Source organism: Desulfitobacterium sp. PCE1 (genome assembly GCF_000384015.1).
GTDB classification, from domain to species: Bacteria; Bacillota; Desulfitobacteriia; order Desulfitobacteriales; family Desulfitobacteriaceae; genus Desulfitobacterium; species Desulfitobacterium dehalogenans.
Map to the genome: position 1 here is coordinate 1,714,548 of NZ_KB913023.1, position 15,170 is coordinate 1,729,717.

Genomic DNA, 15,170 nt, shown 5'->3' on the forward strand with positions numbered 1-15,170 from the left:
CTTCCTTTCTTTGATTTATTTAAGATACCCCAATCCTTTTAGTAGATTTTTAAGCATTGGGGAATATCTTCTTATAAGATTTAGAATAAGATCATTTTCTAATAGAGGGTCCAATACAGGGTCTTTTGGCTTACAAGGAGGTTTATCATGACAATTTTCACTTAGAGGTGTTTCGCAAACTATCCCAAGAGGATCTACTTTGGCGTCAGCAGAAAAAATTAACGGAATTTCAACGCATATCTTTTGGCCTACCTCAAAGGTACAAGAATTAGCGCAATTCTTCGTTTTTTCGCAATCCCAGTTAATTGGTCCCTCGTCACAATAATATTTTATATCATGGACTTTTACATCTGGAGTAATTGTAACCTTTGCTTTAACACAAACGGTCTCATGAATAGTGGTTGGACAATGATCATGTTGGTGGTGTTCATTTTTTTCTACTAAAGTTTTTTTCTTTTTTTTACTTTTAGGTTTATTATCCATCAATTAGCACCCCCTTTCCCTCTTTTTACCATTATATGTACAACTATTGTAAGTGAGACAAAGTAAAGTGCGTTTTTTTACAGTAGTGTTGCGTAAGCAGCAAACAGAAAAATGTAAAAAGAACGGGAATACGCTAGCCAATTTAATGGTCATCATACCCCGTTCTTTATGTGATGCAGTTTGCTTGTATTTCCGTGCAGATACGCTATAATGGTTATAGGTGGAAATTAAAAAGCCGCCGCGGCCCGAAAGTGCGGGAACACTTTCAGGCACGCGCAAGGTGTACAAGGCACCTACACGTAACAGCAAGCTGTCCACGGCGACAGATCAATTATACAATGCCCTCCGCCTGAGTACAAGCGAGGGGCGTATAATCGAACTGCGGTCCAGGCGCCTGCTGGTTGTGTGCGACTTGATGGAGCAGAAGATTGAGACACGATGAAACCAAGCGCATGTGTAGGGATAAAAACCTTGCATGCGCTTTTTAATTTCCCCTGATCACCGCCATGCTGCCGGTAACTGGGCCCCTTGGTGACCACGGGCCTGGTCCGGTGCTGGCCGGCACAGGGGGAAAGTTATATGGATCGTATTACAGGAACGGGTACCCGTATCCTCACCGTTGCTTATACCCATCAGAACGGGGTGGAGCGCCCCTTCATCCGCTTGCGGGGCAAATGGCTGCAGGAGCTGGGCTTTTTGCCCGGTGCTAAAATCGAAGTGAGAGAAACCAAGGACGGATTGGTGATTAAGGCCCTGCCTTTGCCGGAGCAGGCAGATCCATTTCAAGAGGATTGTTTTTTATGCAGACATGGAGGAATTACGTCCATGGTTAAAGAAACTTAATGGGTAAGAGTCCGGGTTGCAGTGCGCAACGGAAAGGAAGGGTCATCACTATGGCTGAAAAAAGAATGGCTTATCTGGCGGCGATAGTCTATGCATTCATTATTGGACTATCCTTTATGTTTGTTAAATTGACTTTGGCAGTAGCGACACCCTTAGATACTTTAGCACATCGCTTTACCGTTGCCTTTTTTGTAGCAACACTTTTTATCATCTTTTCTAAAAAAAAGGTGAAAATAGGTTGGCATGATGTTACACAAATTGCACCTCTGGCAACATTGTATCCTATTTTGTTTTTTGGTTTCCAAATCTTTGGTTTGGCTCGAACCACCTCTTCAGAAGCTGGAATCATCCAATCCACCGTTCCTATTTTTACTTTGCTGTTAGCTGTCTCCATTTTGAAAGAAAAGGCCGGCCGGGGACAACTTATTTCTGTATTTTTATCAGTGTCTGGTGTGATTTTTTTACTTACCATGAGTGGTGTAGAATCTGAAACAGCAAATATAATAGGAAGTGTACTTATTATCATTTCTGCTTTTACTAATGCTTTGTATAATGTTTTGGCACGCAAGCTTACCCAACGCTATTCTTTATTGACCTTGACTTATATCATGACATTATTTGGTTTTGTTGCCTTTAATAGTTTGGCAATTGGAAGTCGTGTGATCGAAGGAACAGTAGGTGAGTTTTTTCAACCCTTTCTACACTGGCAATTTGTATTGGCTATTTTGTATTTAGGAATATTATCGTCCCTTGTAACCTCCTTCCTTGCCAACTTTGTTTTATCCAAGATAGAAGCTGCTAAAATGAGTGTATTCAGTAATGTTGCCACACTCATTACTATCCTCGCTGGTGTCTTATTTTTACAAGAAGCCTTTCATTTCTATCATGTCATTGGCGGAATTATGATTATCACCGGCGTTGTAGGGACAAATTTTATGGGTGCAAGAAGTAAAACAAAAGGTCGAGTTGGCTGAGGTATTTTTATAAGGGGCTGGCTGGTCAATGACCAGGCAGGCATTTTGAAAGGGAGCTAAAGCCTGATGATAGTTTGGCTATACCTGTACATAATAAAATAGTGGAAATGAATGAAGTCAACTATTTTGTCAAGCATGAAAAGGAGTGTGCCGGAAAATGGTCGGAGTGGAAATTGATATGGTTCTGGAAGATAGCTTGAAAGCCCTGGCATTATACGAAAAGATATTTGAGATCGAACGGGTTGAGGTAACGGATTTTCCTCAAGGGAAAAATGAAGTCGTTTTTACTCTATACGGAGTGCGTTTTCATATGTTGGATGAAAATCCTCAGTTTGGGCTCAATGCGCCGAAGCCGGATCAACCTAAAACAATCTGGTTCAATATCCTCGTTCCCGACATCAAGGAGACCTATGCCAAGGCCATCGGGACGGGTTGTACAGAGGTGCAGCCGGTGACGGAATTGGCTGATTACGGTGTATCCAACGCTATATTTGCAGATCCCTTCGGTTACTTATGGATGCTGCATCAAATGCACAAAGTAGTGAGCTTCGAAGAACGGGTGCGACTCTCGGAAGAGAAAATGGATAATCGATAATAAGGTTGTTGAACTAATTATTAAGCCTAAAATCCTCAATATGTTGAGGGTTTTAGGCTTAAGTTTTTTGGTCCGGTACAGTTATGGCTTATCAAATGGCTAAATCTTTTTTATTAAAAGCATAAATCCCTAACCAGAGAAGAATAAATGAGCCGGCAATCAGCCCGAGGGTCTTCTTTGCCGGGCCAGAAGCCCCTTCGAGTACTTCTTGGGGCTGATAACACTGAAAGAGAGAGAGTTTACGAATCCAAGAAAGTTTATCACTGAGTCCCCCGGCCACATCTAAGGCGTAGAAGGCTAAAGTCACTCCTGCTGCCAGAGTGAAGGCACTATCCTCATGGGCAGTCAACGCTGAGAAAAATAGGCTATAGGCACCGATAAATGAATAAAAGACGAGTCCAAGAATCCCAAAACGAAAATAGCTCCAGCTATTAATAGTAATTCCAAACCAGCGGGCCCCGCAGTACAGCCCGAGAATGGTGCCAAGAACTAACAGAGCATTCCCGCTGAAAAGAACCAGGGCTTGCGTGGACAGATATTCGCCCCGTGGAACCGGGGTGGAGAGGAGCAAGGCAAGGGAGCCGTCATCGGCCAATTTTGCCAGTAGATCATTCGCTGTCTCCACATTATATAAAGCCATAAGCATTGCCCAAATCCGTGCTAAAAATTGGGCGGAGATAAAGGCTTCAAAGGTATCCGCCCGTGCCTCTTCGGCGACTCCGAATACGGTTTTTACAGCTGAAGGTATGGATTCAGTGATCTGAGCTACAGCCGAATTCTCGGAGACCAGAGGATAGACCCAGGTTAAGAGGGTTTCATAGAGGATGATCCCCACAGCAAGTTTCCCTATCCTTTTGCGATTGTGCTTCATCATGGCTCGAAATAATGCCCGATTCAAGTGCCATCCCCCCTTAAACTTGAGTGGTAATAGTGCATAAATGCTTCCTCCAGCTCAAGAGAACCTTGTTGAAAGCGCTTAACCTGAATTTGCGCAAGGGTCTTCCATAACAATTCCTGTTCACCCTCAACTTGGATAGTAAACTTATGATGATCTAAGGGGTAAAGAGTGAGGCCGCTTTGCCGGAGAAATTCTGCATCCTCTTCTCCTCCAACCTCAATGTCGAAAGTTTGACGCTCCTTCTGTTTGAGCAGGGCTATATCCTGAATGGCGAGAAGCTCACCATCCCGAATAATTCCCACACGCTCACAGGTTCTTTCGATCTCTGAGAAATGGTGGGAAGACATGAAAATGGTTTTTCCTCTTTTTTTCTCTTCAAGAATCAGCTCGATAAAGGTTTTCCGCATGAGGGGATCAAGCCCTGATGTGGGTTCGTCCAGAATAAGAACGGGAGAGTCCAGCATTAATGCAGCAATGATGCCCAATTTCTGCTTCATGCCTTTGGACATTTTGCGAATTCCCTGACTTGGATCGAGTTCAAGAATGCGAAGAAGGTCAATTTGATTTTTTCTGATAGTCTCGTGCGCTCCATGCATACCTTCGATAAGATCCAGAAACTCCTGGCCTGTGAACTGTTCCATAAAGTGCAGTTCACCGGGAAGATAACTGATAATCCGCTTTAGCTCTTCCCGATCCTGCCAGCAATCCAGCCCCCAAATTCTTGCGCTGCCCAGGTCGGGTTTCATAAAACCCATAAGCAGGCGAATTGTGGTGGTTTTGCCGGCTCCATTCGGTCCTAAAAATCCGAAAGCCGTCCCTGATTCAACCTGAAAGGAAAGGTCTTTTACCCCTCTTACCTTATGATAGGATTTCGTGAGTTCACTGACTTCAAGCAAAGCCCTCCCACCTTTATGAAAAATCCTTTTTATTCCATATAAGGTATGCGTTCTTTGGCTAAAGAGTTTTAGTTTTTCTTATTTCGGAGTAGGAATAGGGACGATCATGGTAACTATATACCATTATATGGAATAAACTATGTTATCCGCATTGAGTTAGTGATGGTTCATTCAGTCGGTGTTCTAACCGACGCTTAAAGGAGGAAAAGAACTATGTTTTTAGGCAGAAATCGATTTACAGCAGGCTCTTTCAGTGGAGAGGGAGAAGGGTTTGTCAGTCAAGATCCAGGGTTCCTTAATCAGGGTAACCCCCCGATGCCTAACGGCTTACAGCGGTTCTTGGCTAAGAAGGGTATTAATTCTCCCAATGATTTATTTAATCGTGTTCAAAATGCCCCGAGAATGTCCTTTAGAAGAGGACAGTAGGGATTGCAGCGCTGTGCCCATTGATCGCCGCTTGGCCAACAACCAGTATCTCTGCATCTAAGCTCCTTCTTCTGGATAGAACAAAGTGTATTCTTCTATGGTATCGGGATGAACGTTCCGGTGCCATTATTTATTTAAGCTTAAAAAGGAAATAATTTGTCGCTTAGTTATCGGCCTCCAGCTCTTGAACAACTGACTACTCTATGTTATTATGTAGCGGTACTCAATAATATAGATTACCAACGTTGTTGAATACCAAGGAGGTAGTATTCTGGATAACCTAAGCGAAATGCTCAAAGGCGTTTTGGACGGGATCGTGCTGGAGATCATCAGCCGGGGTGAAATATACGGATATGAGATTGCCAAAAAACTGCATGCTATGGGTTTTAAAGACCTTGCGGAAGCAACCGTGTATGCCTTGCTCTTGCGGCTGGAAAAGAACAAGCTGGTTCACATCACCAGGAAACCCTCGGAAATTGGCCCCCCCAGGAAGTTCTATACGCTCAACGAGCGGGGGGTTGAGGAACTGGCGGCCTTTTGGGCGAGATGGGATTTCTTAAGTGAGCGGATTCAAAATTTAAGAAATAATGGGGGTAAGAATGATGAGCTTCAGTAAAGAGATCAGAGAAAAAATCAACCAGTTTGCCAAGGAGCAGTCCCAGCACTACTTGGAAGAAGCAGAAATGACTTATCTGGAAAAACTGCGCCGTAAAACCGGTGAGACGAAAAGCAAAGTCACAGTGAAGCTGGCCAAGCTGAAGAACCGCTCGGAGAGAGCATTGGAAGCGCAAAACGATATGATTCTCTATATGAGTGATTACATGAATGATTTGATCGCCGAGGGGTATTCCGAGCAGGAAGCGTTTAAACGGGCCAAGGAGGAGCTCAGGTTCCGCAGTGAAACGGCTAAGTCAGCCGATTTGCAGGAACGGTTCGCCGAGTATTATTTAAACTTAAATCCTGCTGATTATGAAGCCGTCGGTTTGTTCTATGCGGGATTTCTCTTCTTTGGGATCGCCATCGGCACCCTGACCGGGTTTCTCGGCAGCGGGGGACGGGCAATGTTCCTGGCCGGCGGCTGGATCGATACCCTGATTGGGACTGCTGTGGGGATAACCGTCGGAATCGCCCTGGGTCTGATCAGCAATGCCATCATCTCTTTAAAGAAAAGACACTAAAAAGGGGTGGTTATATGGCCTTATCCGATTGATGCGACACATGTTTATCGAAAAGCTGTTGCGTAAACCGTCCGCAAGCGTCCTCACTCCACTATGATAGTGAAGGGAGGACGCTTTTAAGAATTAGAGGAACATCCTGTATTAATAAAATCTTAAGGTTTTATTAAGAGAAAAGCTGCGGATTATTTTTTGCTTCGAAGTACAATAATAATGGGCACATAGGCTTGAAAGAAAGAAGTTGATGCTGTTGGCAGCTAATATCTTGCTGGTGGATGATGAACAGGCGATTGCCGATTTGGTAGAAGTTTATCTGACTAATGAAAACTATAAGGTTTTCAAATTTTATAACGGTAAGGGCGCCTTGGATTGTATTGAAAAAGAAAAACTGGACCTGGCCATTTTGGATGTGATGCTTCCTGATGTGGATGGGTTTTCGATCTGTCAGCAAATCCGGGAGAACTATACTTTTCCTGTTATCATGCTGACAGCCAAAGAGGAGGAAATTGACAAAATTACTGGGCTTACTTTAGGTGCGGACGACTATATTACAAAGCCCTTCCGGCCATTGGAGCTGATTGCCCGGGTCAAAGCCCAACTGCGGCGGTTTACCAAGTACAATATTGGAGAAACAGGGCAGGATGAGCGGTTGATTGCTTTTTCCGGCCTGGTCTTGGACTTGGATACCCATGAATGTACTCTGAATGAGAAGAAGCTTTCCCTTACACCGACAGAGTTTTCAATTCTTTGGGTTCTTTGCTCCAATCGCGGACGGGTCGTCAGTGCGGAAAGATTATTCCAGGAGGTATGGGGAGATAAGTATTTCAGCAACAGCAATAATACGGTGATGGTTCATATCCGGCATTTAAGGGAAAAGATGCAGGACAGCGCCGAGCATCCTAAATACATCAAAACCGTATGGGGGGTAGGCTATAAAATTGAGAAATAATGAAAAAGGCCTTCTGAACCTTCCCATGATCTTGATAGCAACCAGCCTGTTTTGTTTAGGGATGCTATGGCTGGTAGACCAAGGGTTTAACGGAGTCATCAAAGAATGGATCTATAATCTCTTTTATATCGATCCCCGATATGCCGACTCCGCCTTGCCATATGATCAAAAAATCGGCGTGCTCTTTAGAAGCTGGCCGGAAATCAAAGGATTTTTTATCTACAGTTTCATCGCTTTTATCCTGATTTTGGCCTTGTGTATGAGCGTTTCGACCTATCTTTATGCACGTTATAGCAGTAAAAAGGACATCGCTTTTATTACGAATGTCTTAAAATCTTACATGGACTCCAACACGGATGACTTAGTATTGCCCAAAAGGTATTTTGAGATTGGAGCACAGCTTATCAAGATAAAATCAATGTCTCAAAAGCATCAGCAACTTATGCAAATGGAAATGCAACGGAAGAACGATTTAATCACTTATCTGGCCCATGACCTGAAAACACCCCTTGCTTCAGTGATCGGATACTTAAGCCTTTTAAATGATGCGCCGGATATGCCGGCGGAGCAAAAAGCCAAATACACCGGGATCGCCTTGGATAAAGCCTATCGCTTGGAAGAATTGATCCATGAGTTTTTTGAAATAACCCGTTTTAACCTCCAGTCCATTGTTTTAAACAAAGGCAAAATAAAACTGGCCTTTATGCTGCAACAGCTTGCCGACGAGTTTTACCCCATGCTGACCCCACAGGGAAAAAAGGTCCTTACTCATGCCCCCGATGAACTGATCCTGGTTGGGGATGCCGATAAGCTGGCCCGTGTCTTCAATAATATCCTGAAAAATGCTATTGCCTATAGCTATGAAAACAGCGTTATTGACATTACTGCAGTCCAACAAGCAGAAAATGTGATCATCACGTTCACCAATCGGGGGGATCCCATCCCCCCACAAAAACTGGATACGATTTTTGAAAAGTTTTATCGGCTTGATTCCGCTCGTTCCACAGACACGGGGGGAGCCGGGCTGGGCCTGGCCATTGCCCAGGAGATTATTGCGGCTCATAATGGAATAATCGTCGTGGAAAGCAAGCCGGAATATACCGTATTTACCGTAAAACTTCCGTCATAAGGAAATCTTAAGAAGTTCATAAGCTGGAATTCCTATATGGCTCCTTGTTTTGTGCTTGAATAATATCAGCACAAAATAAGGAGTTGTTTTTATGGCGCAAAGAATAAGGATTAAAAAGCGAAAATCAAGAAAACCAGTACTGTTGTTACCTCTGCTCCTGGTTGTACTAGCCGTCTTAGGGTATAGGTACATCCCTGAACCTCAGCACTTATGGGAGAAAATCTCTGAAGATAGAACAGCAGCGGTTTCCCCGCTAAAGCCTGAGACTCAATCCGCTGTCCCGGTATCCGCCGGGAGGTTGAACAGTTCTCAGGCAATTCTAGTCCGTTTAAAGGATCAGAGAATTTTAATGGAGAAGAACAGTGAAGAAAAAATCTATCCGGCTTCTTTGACAAAAATAATGACAGCTATTGTGGCTATAGAAAATCTGCCCGATCTGCAGGAGAAAATTAAACTTCCCCAATCGATGTTTCAGGAATTGTACCAAGCCAATGCCACCATGGCAGGCTTCCAGCCGGATGAGCAGGTCAGGGCCATGGATCTGTTATACGGAGTCATGCTGCCAAGCGGTGCGGAAAGCTGTATCGGGCTTGCGGAGAGAATTGCCGGATCAGAGAGGAAATTCACTCTCATGATGAATCAAAAGGCGGCAGAGCTGGGCATGAACCATACCAATTTTGAAAATACCACCGGACTTCACGCGAAAAACCACTACACAACCGTCAAGGATCTGGCGGTTCTTCTCAATTATGCTCTGCAGAATGATACTTTCCGGGAAATTTTCACCTCATCCCGTCATTCTACTCAATCTACCAATAAGCATCCTGGTGGAATAACTTTTTACAGTACCATGTTTACGGCACTGGGCAACTCAAGAATCAGGGGAGGGGAAATTTTAGGAGGAAAAACCGGATATACCGATGAGGCGGGCCTGTGTCTCGCCAGCTTCGCTCAAGTGGGTAAGGAACACTATATTCTGATCACAGCCGGGGCCAAAGGGAATCACAATTCCGAGCAATACAATATTACCGATGCCTTGACAGTGTACAACAGGTTGGAAAAGGAATAGAATGTTGCACTTCTCGGATATGCGGTTTGAGCATTGCTTATATCTGACTCCATGTAAAATTGAATGATGCAATATGGGAAGACAGGCCCCCAAAAGACGGATTATATTAGAAGTGGAATAATTGTTCCTTTGAAGATGCTATGAGATGGGAAGTGTGGCATAATGGAAGCAAAAAGGAGTGGTCGGATGCAGGCAGAAATCAAGGGTCAATTGAGGGAACTGGCGGAAGAAGAATACCGGGTATTTGCTTCCGGTCTGCTCCCGAATATCAGCAATATCCTGGGAGTCCGCCTCCCCCTCTTACGCAAAATGGCAAAGGAGATCACAAAGGCGGACTGGCGGGAATACTTAAAGACTGCCCGGGAGGATTTCTTTGAGGAAATCATGCTCCAGGGCATGGTCATTGGTTGTGCCAAATGCTCACCGGAAGAAAGGCTTTCCACTATCCGGGAATTTGTGCCGAAAATAAATAATTGGTCCGTGTGTGACAGCTTTTGCAGCGGACTGAATTTTACGAAGGAAAACATGGAGTTAGTTTGGGAGTTTCTTCAGCCCTATGCCCGGTCGGAAGAAGAATTTGAAATCCGGTTTGCGGTGGTCATGCTGCTCTTTTATTATAGCGATAAGGAACATATCGAAGCCGTACTGGAAATACTGGACGGTATCCGGCATGAAGGATATTATGTGAAAATGGCGGTGGCCTGGGCAGTTTCCATCTGCTATATCAAGCTGCCGGAGCAGACTATGCCTTACTTGCAGAACAATCATCTGGATGATTTTACTTATAACAAATCCCTGCAAAAAATCACGGAATCCTATCGAGTGGATCAGGAAACAAAAAAGCAGATTCGCCTTATGAAGCGCAAATAAAACGGAAGGAGGAAAGCCGGTGATCATCAGTGCCAGCCGCCGTACGGACATTCCTGCCTTCTATTCTGAATGGCTGCTCAACCGCCTCCGGGAAGGGTATGTTCAGGTGCCCAATCCCAGATGTCCATCCCGTTACAGCCGTGTGGAATTAAGCCCCCAAGTTGTGGACTGCCTCGTTTTTTGGACAAAGAATCCATCTCCCATGCTCCCACGGTTGGCAGAGATCACCGCCCTGGGATACCCCTTTTATTTTCAGTTTACCCTGACCCCCTATGAGCGGGACATGGAGCAGAATCTACCACCCAAGGAAATTTTGCTCAAGACCTTTCAGAAGCTGAGCACGATGCTGGGGCCGGAACGTGTGGTATGGCGGTATGATCCTGTAATTCTGAACGCCGATCTGGATCTTGAGTATCACCTGGAGCAATTTGAACGAATGGCGGCGGCCTTAGAAGGCTACACCCACCGTTGTATTTTCAGCTTTTTGGACTTATATCCCAAAGTGCGCCGAGCCATGAGTCTTGCTTTAGCCCAGGAGGGAAAGGAAGCGGATGAAACTGCCATGGAGCGAATAGCCCAAGGCTTTTCCGCGATTGCCCGGAGGCATCGTCTGGGTCTCTTTACCTGCTGTGAATCTGTGGATTTGAGCTCATATGGGATCCGACCTGCTTCATGCATTGATCAAGGTATGATTGAAGAGATCCTTCAGTGTAGAATCCTTGCCAAAAAAGACCCCAACCAGCGGCCCTCCTGCGGATGTATCGAAAGTGTGGAGATCGGCACTTATGACAGCTGTCCCCACGGATGCATTTACTGTTATGGGACTTCCTCCCCGCAAACTGTACGGAACAATAGGGCCGGCCATGATCCGAAGTCACCGGTTTTGATTGGCGGTCTTACCAATAACGCTATAATAACGGAGCGGAAAATGTGCTCCCGGAAGGATTCGCAGTTAACCTTGTTTTAGAGTGGTTTATAATCATTTTTATCTTGATAGTTTGAAGGTTGGACGTTATACTTATGTAAAATTTCACTCTTTATTTTGATATCGTTTGAAATTATTCTGCTGTCAGTACATAATAGCAATAGATACCACTGTGTGGTTAATTAAGAAAAGAAATTCACATATTTGTAGTCAGAAATTAAAAGATTTTTAAAGGAGGAAGAGTTCAATAGTGAATTTTTTCAAAAAAGCCCCCTGTGAAGAAGCCATATGTGTTATTAAGAGCGTAGAAGACAGGATGAAAGGGATAAAGGTTGATCTTCCGAATGTGGAGTACCCCATTCACCAAAACCTTGTGACAATCTTTGAAAAACTTCTATCCAGTGAAGAGCAGATGTCCAGAAGCTCGAAAAAAATGATTGGGCTGACTTCAGCTTTAAGCAATTTTGATGTGGAGATGACTCACTCTTCCAACAAACTGGTCGAATTCGCCAGGGAGATGTCAACTATCAGTGAATCCAATCTGGCTATCGTCGAAGAGATCAGCGCCAGCATGAGTGAAGTGAACAACTCCATCAGCTACACTTCTGATGTAATGAACAATCTTCAGGAATCCTCCAAGGAACTTGTCCTGAAAAATGACGAAGGAATTACCCGGATTAAGGAAATCGATGTGCTGAAAAACGAGGTCTCCAAGGATGCCGCGTTAATGAGCGAACAAATCAGGGTCCTGGTGGAGATGGCGGCAAAAGTCAATGAGATTGTGGACGGTGTGGAGAATATCGCTAATCAGACCAACCTGCTGGCCTTAAATGCCGCCATCGAGGCAGCTCGGGCCGGGGAAGCGGGAAGAGGCTTTGCTGTCGTAGCGGAAGAAGTCAGAAAGCTGGCGGATAGCACCAAAACCAGCCTGGGGGATATGCGTTCCTTTGTGAATAACATTCAACAGGCAGCGGTAAGCGGGCAGGCGAGTATGGAAAACACCATGAGCTCCACCGGCAAGATGCATTCCGAATTGGATATGATATCCAAGACCATCATCGAAAATGTGTCCATGTTAAAGAACACTATCAATGATGTTGACCTGATCACGGAATCACTGGGAAATATCAAAGAATCTGCATACCAGATCAATCAGGCCATGGAGGCATCGGCTCAGGATGCTGAAAAGCTCACGATTATGACTCAGAGGATTCAGGATGATGCGACTCAAAGCGCCGACAACGCCAAAGAGATAGCACGGATTGATGATGAACTCAGTGAGCTTGTAAGAGAAATGATCACTGCCCTGAACGGGGGCAAGAATGCTATATCCAATCAGGAACTGCTGGAGAATATCACCAAGGCTAAGGCGGCTCATTCCAACTGGATTAAAAATCTGAACAGAATCGTAGAGGAAATGACAACCTATCCTTTGCAAACCAACTCCAAGAAATGCGCCTTCGGTCATTTTTATCATTCCATGGATGTTGCCGGAACCGTTTTGGAAGAAACTTGGCAAGCCATCGATCATGTTCATGACGAACTGCACTCCAACGGCAGCAAGGTCATCGAGGCCGTCAATGAAAATAAACCGGAATTGGCCAGGGAACTGTTTTTACATACGAAAGAGCTATCTCAGGATATTTTCGCCAGATTGGATGAAGTCAGCCATGTCATAGAAGACAGCAGCGCTCAAGGGGTGGAGATCTTGAGAACCAGCAAGGCGAGCTGAGATAGAAAAAGATAATTCTGCGGTGAAACACAACACTCATGTCGCTTATCAGGTGCGAACCTGTAGTGAACATGAAATTGCTGGGGGACTCGCACCACGAAATGTGAAGAAAATTGTTGAGATGCAGAAGATATAGTGGTTAAGATTCGGTCATTGGGTAGAATAGTTTGAAAAAGTAAACAAAAATGCGTCTATCTGATGATTTTTGTTTACTTTTTGCTGTCGCTCCCTGTATGGGAGCGTGGATTGAAATCTACGCTTGCACACGTATGAGGCCATACCTTTTAGTCGCTCCCTGTATGGGAGCGTGGATTGAAATCAGTCGCCACTTTTATACTCAAATTTAAGTTTGGTCGCTCCCTGTATGGGAGCGTGGATTGAAATCCATCAAGGTGTCGAACTTTTGGGAAGCCTCTTTTTGTCGCTCCCTGTATGGGAGCGTGGATTGAAATGGTCCAGTCCTCTCTGTCATGGTGAGCTGCCATGGTCGCTCCCTGTATGGGAGCGTGGATTGAAATAATAACGCTTTAACTTTATGGGAAAAGGTGATTGTGTCGCTCCCTGTATGGGAGCGTGGATTGAAATACGCAAAAGAAGAGCGCAAAAGAGCCTTCCGTGGTACGTCGCTCCCTGTATGGGAGCGTGGATTGAAATTTTTGTAAGTCTCTCCAGCTGAGTGACATCGATATGTCGCTCCCTGTATGGGAGCGTGGATTGAAATTGGTCTACTAGCTTCCTGAAAAAGCCGTTAACCAAGTCGCTCCCTGTATGGGAGCGTGGATTGAAATCGGGTCATAAAGGAACTCCTCATCTTGTGCGACGTCGCTCCCTGTATGGGAGCGTGGATTGAAATTCCTTTAGGTAAGCAATCTCCCTTGCCCGTTGTGTCGCTCCCTGTATGGGAGCGTGGATTGAAATCAGCCATGGCCTCGCTTGACGTTAAGGGTATCCCAGTCGCTCCCTGTATGGGAGCGTGGATTGAAATACATACTCTTCAGGAGTTTGCTCAAGTCCAATTTGGGTCGCTCCCTGTATGGGAGCGTGGATTGAAATCTTGGCTCGTTGTTTACCATTTCCATGATTTCTTTTGTCGCTCCCTGTATGGGAGCGTGGATTGAAATTGATTGATAATATAGAAGAAGTTCTTAGGTTGCCAATCCTCATAAAAGCATCTCGCAAATGAAGGGAGTACTTAAAGTGAGGAAGAGGCTGGTGATGTAACCTGGGAAAGCCCGGTGATGCAGGAAGAAGTCTTTGGGCCCCTGCTCCCGGTGCTGGAGTTTGAGAACTTTGACGTTGCTCTTTCCTCGGTCAATCAGCATCCCAAGCCGTTGACCTTATATCTATTTACCAGAAGCAAGGACCATGGGGCTCAGGCCATCCGCGAAACTTCTTTTGGCGGCGGATGTATTAATGATACCCATCATCCACCTGGCTAACCCCAATCTGCGCTTCGGAGGTGTGGGAGAGAGCGGCATGGGGCAATATCACGGCAAAGAAGCTACGATACCTTTTTCCATGTGAAAAAGCATTATGAAAAAATCCAATATGCTGGATATCCCTCTCCGGTATCCGCCCTTCAAAAATTTTTGTCCCTGCTTAAGAAGCTTATGAAGTAATATAGGGTTGTTCCTGGACAAGGGGCAATGGCAGGAAAATTTCAGCACAGACTGCAAACAGTCTGTGCTGAAAACTATCTCTTGGATTAGAAGACGAGACCTAGAGCGATCAGAATCAGAATAGCAATGGCAATAATGCCGATTCCTGCTGCGCATAGAAACATAAATCCAACCCCCTTTAGGTTTATATCCCATAATATGCAAAAATTGTCTTTATGGAATATTAAGGAAGATGAATTGGGGATGATTTCAGGGAGGGGAGCCCTTGCATGAGGTAAGTCTGATCGAAAGCATAGGTCATTTCTAATAATGTATCTTAGCGTCTGGATGTGTAATGCCTGATCAACGACGAGCCGCATAAGCTCGGCGTTCTCAGCTTTCAATCTTCTGAGATCAGAGGCTTTATCCAGATTATAATTCAGAATATTCAGGAACGCATTGGCGAAATATTTTTTCACTCTATTATTTCCTCCTTTTTGGAAAATCCTATTTTAATAATATTGCGCAGGATAGCATAATATTACACGAACGACATATTAGAGATAACATCTTATTGCACATTTAAACTTATATGAATGTGCCTATGA

At 44.7% G+C, this 15,170-nt stretch carries 17 protein-coding genes and 1 CRISPR repeat array; of the genes, 13 read left to right on the forward strand and 4 right to left on the reverse strand.

Translation table 11 applies throughout. The annotated features are described in order from the left end of the window. Positions 1-15 precede the first annotated feature (15 nt). Positions 16-483, reverse strand: coding sequence for a hypothetical protein (locus DESPCE1_RS0108585; protein WP_014793630.1), 468 nt, complete (start codon positions 481-483; stop codon positions 16-18). Between the two features lie 579 nt (positions 484-1,062). Between DESPCE1_RS0108585 and DESPCE1_RS0108590 the strand changes: the two genes are divergently transcribed. The 3 genes from DESPCE1_RS0108590 to DESPCE1_RS0108600 all read left to right on the forward strand — a co-directional run bounded on the left by DESPCE1_RS0108590 (position 1,063) and on the right by DESPCE1_RS0108600 (position 2,895). After that, positions 1,063-1,326 carry a SymE family type I addiction module toxin gene (locus tag DESPCE1_RS0108590; RefSeq protein ID WP_014793631.1) on the forward strand — a complete coding sequence of 88 codons (264 nt, stop codon included), beginning with the start codon at positions 1,063-1,065 and terminating at the stop codon, positions 1,324-1,326. 50 nt (positions 1,327-1,376) lie between these two features. Then, positions 1,377-2,300 (forward strand): DMT family transporter, encoded by a 924-nt coding sequence (locus tag DESPCE1_RS0108595; protein ID WP_028305516.1) that lies wholly within the window; start codon positions 1,377-1,379, stop codon positions 2,298-2,300. A 157-nt stretch (positions 2,301-2,457) separates the two neighbouring features. Continuing rightward, positions 2,458-2,895 (forward strand): VOC family protein, encoded by a 438-nt coding sequence (locus DESPCE1_RS0108600; protein WP_014793633.1) that lies wholly within the window; start codon positions 2,458-2,460, stop codon positions 2,893-2,895. 91 nt (positions 2,896-2,986) lie between these two features. Here the strand turns inward: DESPCE1_RS0108600 and DESPCE1_RS0108605 are convergent, their stop codons facing one another. Together DESPCE1_RS0108605 and DESPCE1_RS0108610 are read right to left on the reverse strand one after the other, a co-directional pair. Then, on the reverse strand, positions 2,987-3,793 hold the full coding sequence (locus DESPCE1_RS0108605) for an ABC transporter permease subunit (RefSeq protein ID WP_019850192.1): 807 nt from the start codon (positions 3,791-3,793) through the stop codon (positions 2,987-2,989). Next, positions 3,790-4,689 (reverse strand): ABC transporter ATP-binding protein, encoded by a 900-nt coding sequence (locus DESPCE1_RS0108610; protein ID WP_019850193.1) that lies wholly within the window; start codon positions 4,687-4,689, stop codon positions 3,790-3,792. Before DESPCE1_RS0108610 ends, DESPCE1_RS0108605 begins: the two co-directional genes overlap by 4 nt. Before the next feature lie 213 nt (positions 4,690-4,902). On the opposite strand from DESPCE1_RS0108610, the gene DESPCE1_RS0108615 reads away from it, so the two are divergent. The 10 genes from DESPCE1_RS0108615 (at position 4,903) to DESPCE1_RS24170 (ending at position 14,403) form a co-directional block, all read left to right on the forward strand. After that, the gene (locus DESPCE1_RS0108615) at positions 4,903-5,115 is read left to right on the forward strand and encodes a hypothetical protein (RefSeq protein ID WP_014793636.1); all 213 of its coding nucleotides are present in this window, start codon (positions 4,903-4,905) and stop codon (positions 5,113-5,115) included. A 289-nt stretch (positions 5,116-5,404) separates the two neighbouring features. Further along, positions 5,405-5,731 (forward strand): PadR family transcriptional regulator, encoded by a 327-nt coding sequence (locus tag DESPCE1_RS0108620; protein ID WP_014793637.1) that lies wholly within the window; start codon positions 5,405-5,407, stop codon positions 5,729-5,731. Next, a complete protein-coding gene (locus tag DESPCE1_RS0108625; RefSeq protein ID WP_019850194.1) occupies positions 5,718-6,293 on the forward strand; it encodes a hypothetical protein in 576 nt (191 codons plus the stop codon). Before DESPCE1_RS0108620 ends, DESPCE1_RS0108625 begins: the two co-directional genes overlap by 14 nt. A gap of 247 nt (positions 6,294-6,540) precedes the next feature. Then, positions 6,541-7,239: a VanR-ABDEGLN family response regulator transcription factor gene (gene vanR, locus DESPCE1_RS0108630; RefSeq protein WP_028305517.1), complete on the forward strand. Its 699-nt coding sequence runs from the start codon at positions 6,541-6,543 to the stop codon at positions 7,237-7,239. Beyond that, positions 7,229-8,368 (forward strand): cell wall metabolism sensor histidine kinase WalK, encoded by a 1,140-nt coding sequence (locus tag DESPCE1_RS0108635; protein ID WP_019850196.1) that lies wholly within the window; start codon positions 7,229-7,231, stop codon positions 8,366-8,368. Before vanR ends, DESPCE1_RS0108635 begins: the two co-directional genes overlap by 11 nt. 91 nt (positions 8,369-8,459) lie before the next feature. Beyond that, positions 8,460-9,437, forward strand: coding sequence for a D-alanyl-D-alanine carboxypeptidase family protein (locus DESPCE1_RS0108640; RefSeq protein WP_019850197.1), 978 nt, complete (start codon positions 8,460-8,462; stop codon positions 9,435-9,437). A gap of 186 nt (positions 9,438-9,623) precedes the next feature. Next, a complete protein-coding gene (locus DESPCE1_RS0108645; protein ID WP_014793642.1) occupies positions 9,624-10,307 on the forward strand; it encodes a DNA alkylation repair protein in 684 nt (227 codons plus the stop codon). A 19-nt stretch (positions 10,308-10,326) separates the two neighbouring features. Continuing rightward, a complete protein-coding gene (locus tag DESPCE1_RS0108650; protein WP_019850198.1) occupies positions 10,327-11,274 on the forward strand; it encodes a DUF1848 domain-containing protein in 948 nt (315 codons plus the stop codon). 208 nt (positions 11,275-11,482) lie between these two features. Continuing rightward, the gene (locus DESPCE1_RS0108655; RefSeq protein WP_019850199.1) at positions 11,483-12,964 is read left to right on the forward strand and encodes a methyl-accepting chemotaxis protein; all 1,482 of its coding nucleotides are present in this window, start codon (positions 11,483-11,485) and stop codon (positions 12,962-12,964) included. A 221-nt stretch (positions 12,965-13,185) separates the two neighbouring features. Then, positions 13,186-14,085: a CRISPR direct-repeat array (repeat unit 32 nt; unit sequence GTCGCTCCCTGTATGGGAGCGTGGATTGAAAT). A 117-nt stretch (positions 14,086-14,202) separates the two neighbouring features. Then, the gene (locus DESPCE1_RS24170; protein WP_028305518.1) at positions 14,203-14,403 is read left to right on the forward strand and encodes an aldehyde dehydrogenase family protein; all 201 of its coding nucleotides are present in this window, start codon (positions 14,203-14,205) and stop codon (positions 14,401-14,403) included. A gap of 266 nt (positions 14,404-14,669) precedes the next feature. Here DESPCE1_RS24170 and DESPCE1_RS21275 read toward each other — a convergent pair whose 3' ends face one another. Next, entirely contained in the window at positions 14,670-15,041 is a 372-nt protein-coding gene (locus tag DESPCE1_RS21275) for a hypothetical protein (protein ID WP_019850200.1), read from the reverse strand. Between the last annotated feature and the right edge of the window lie 129 nt (positions 15,042-15,170).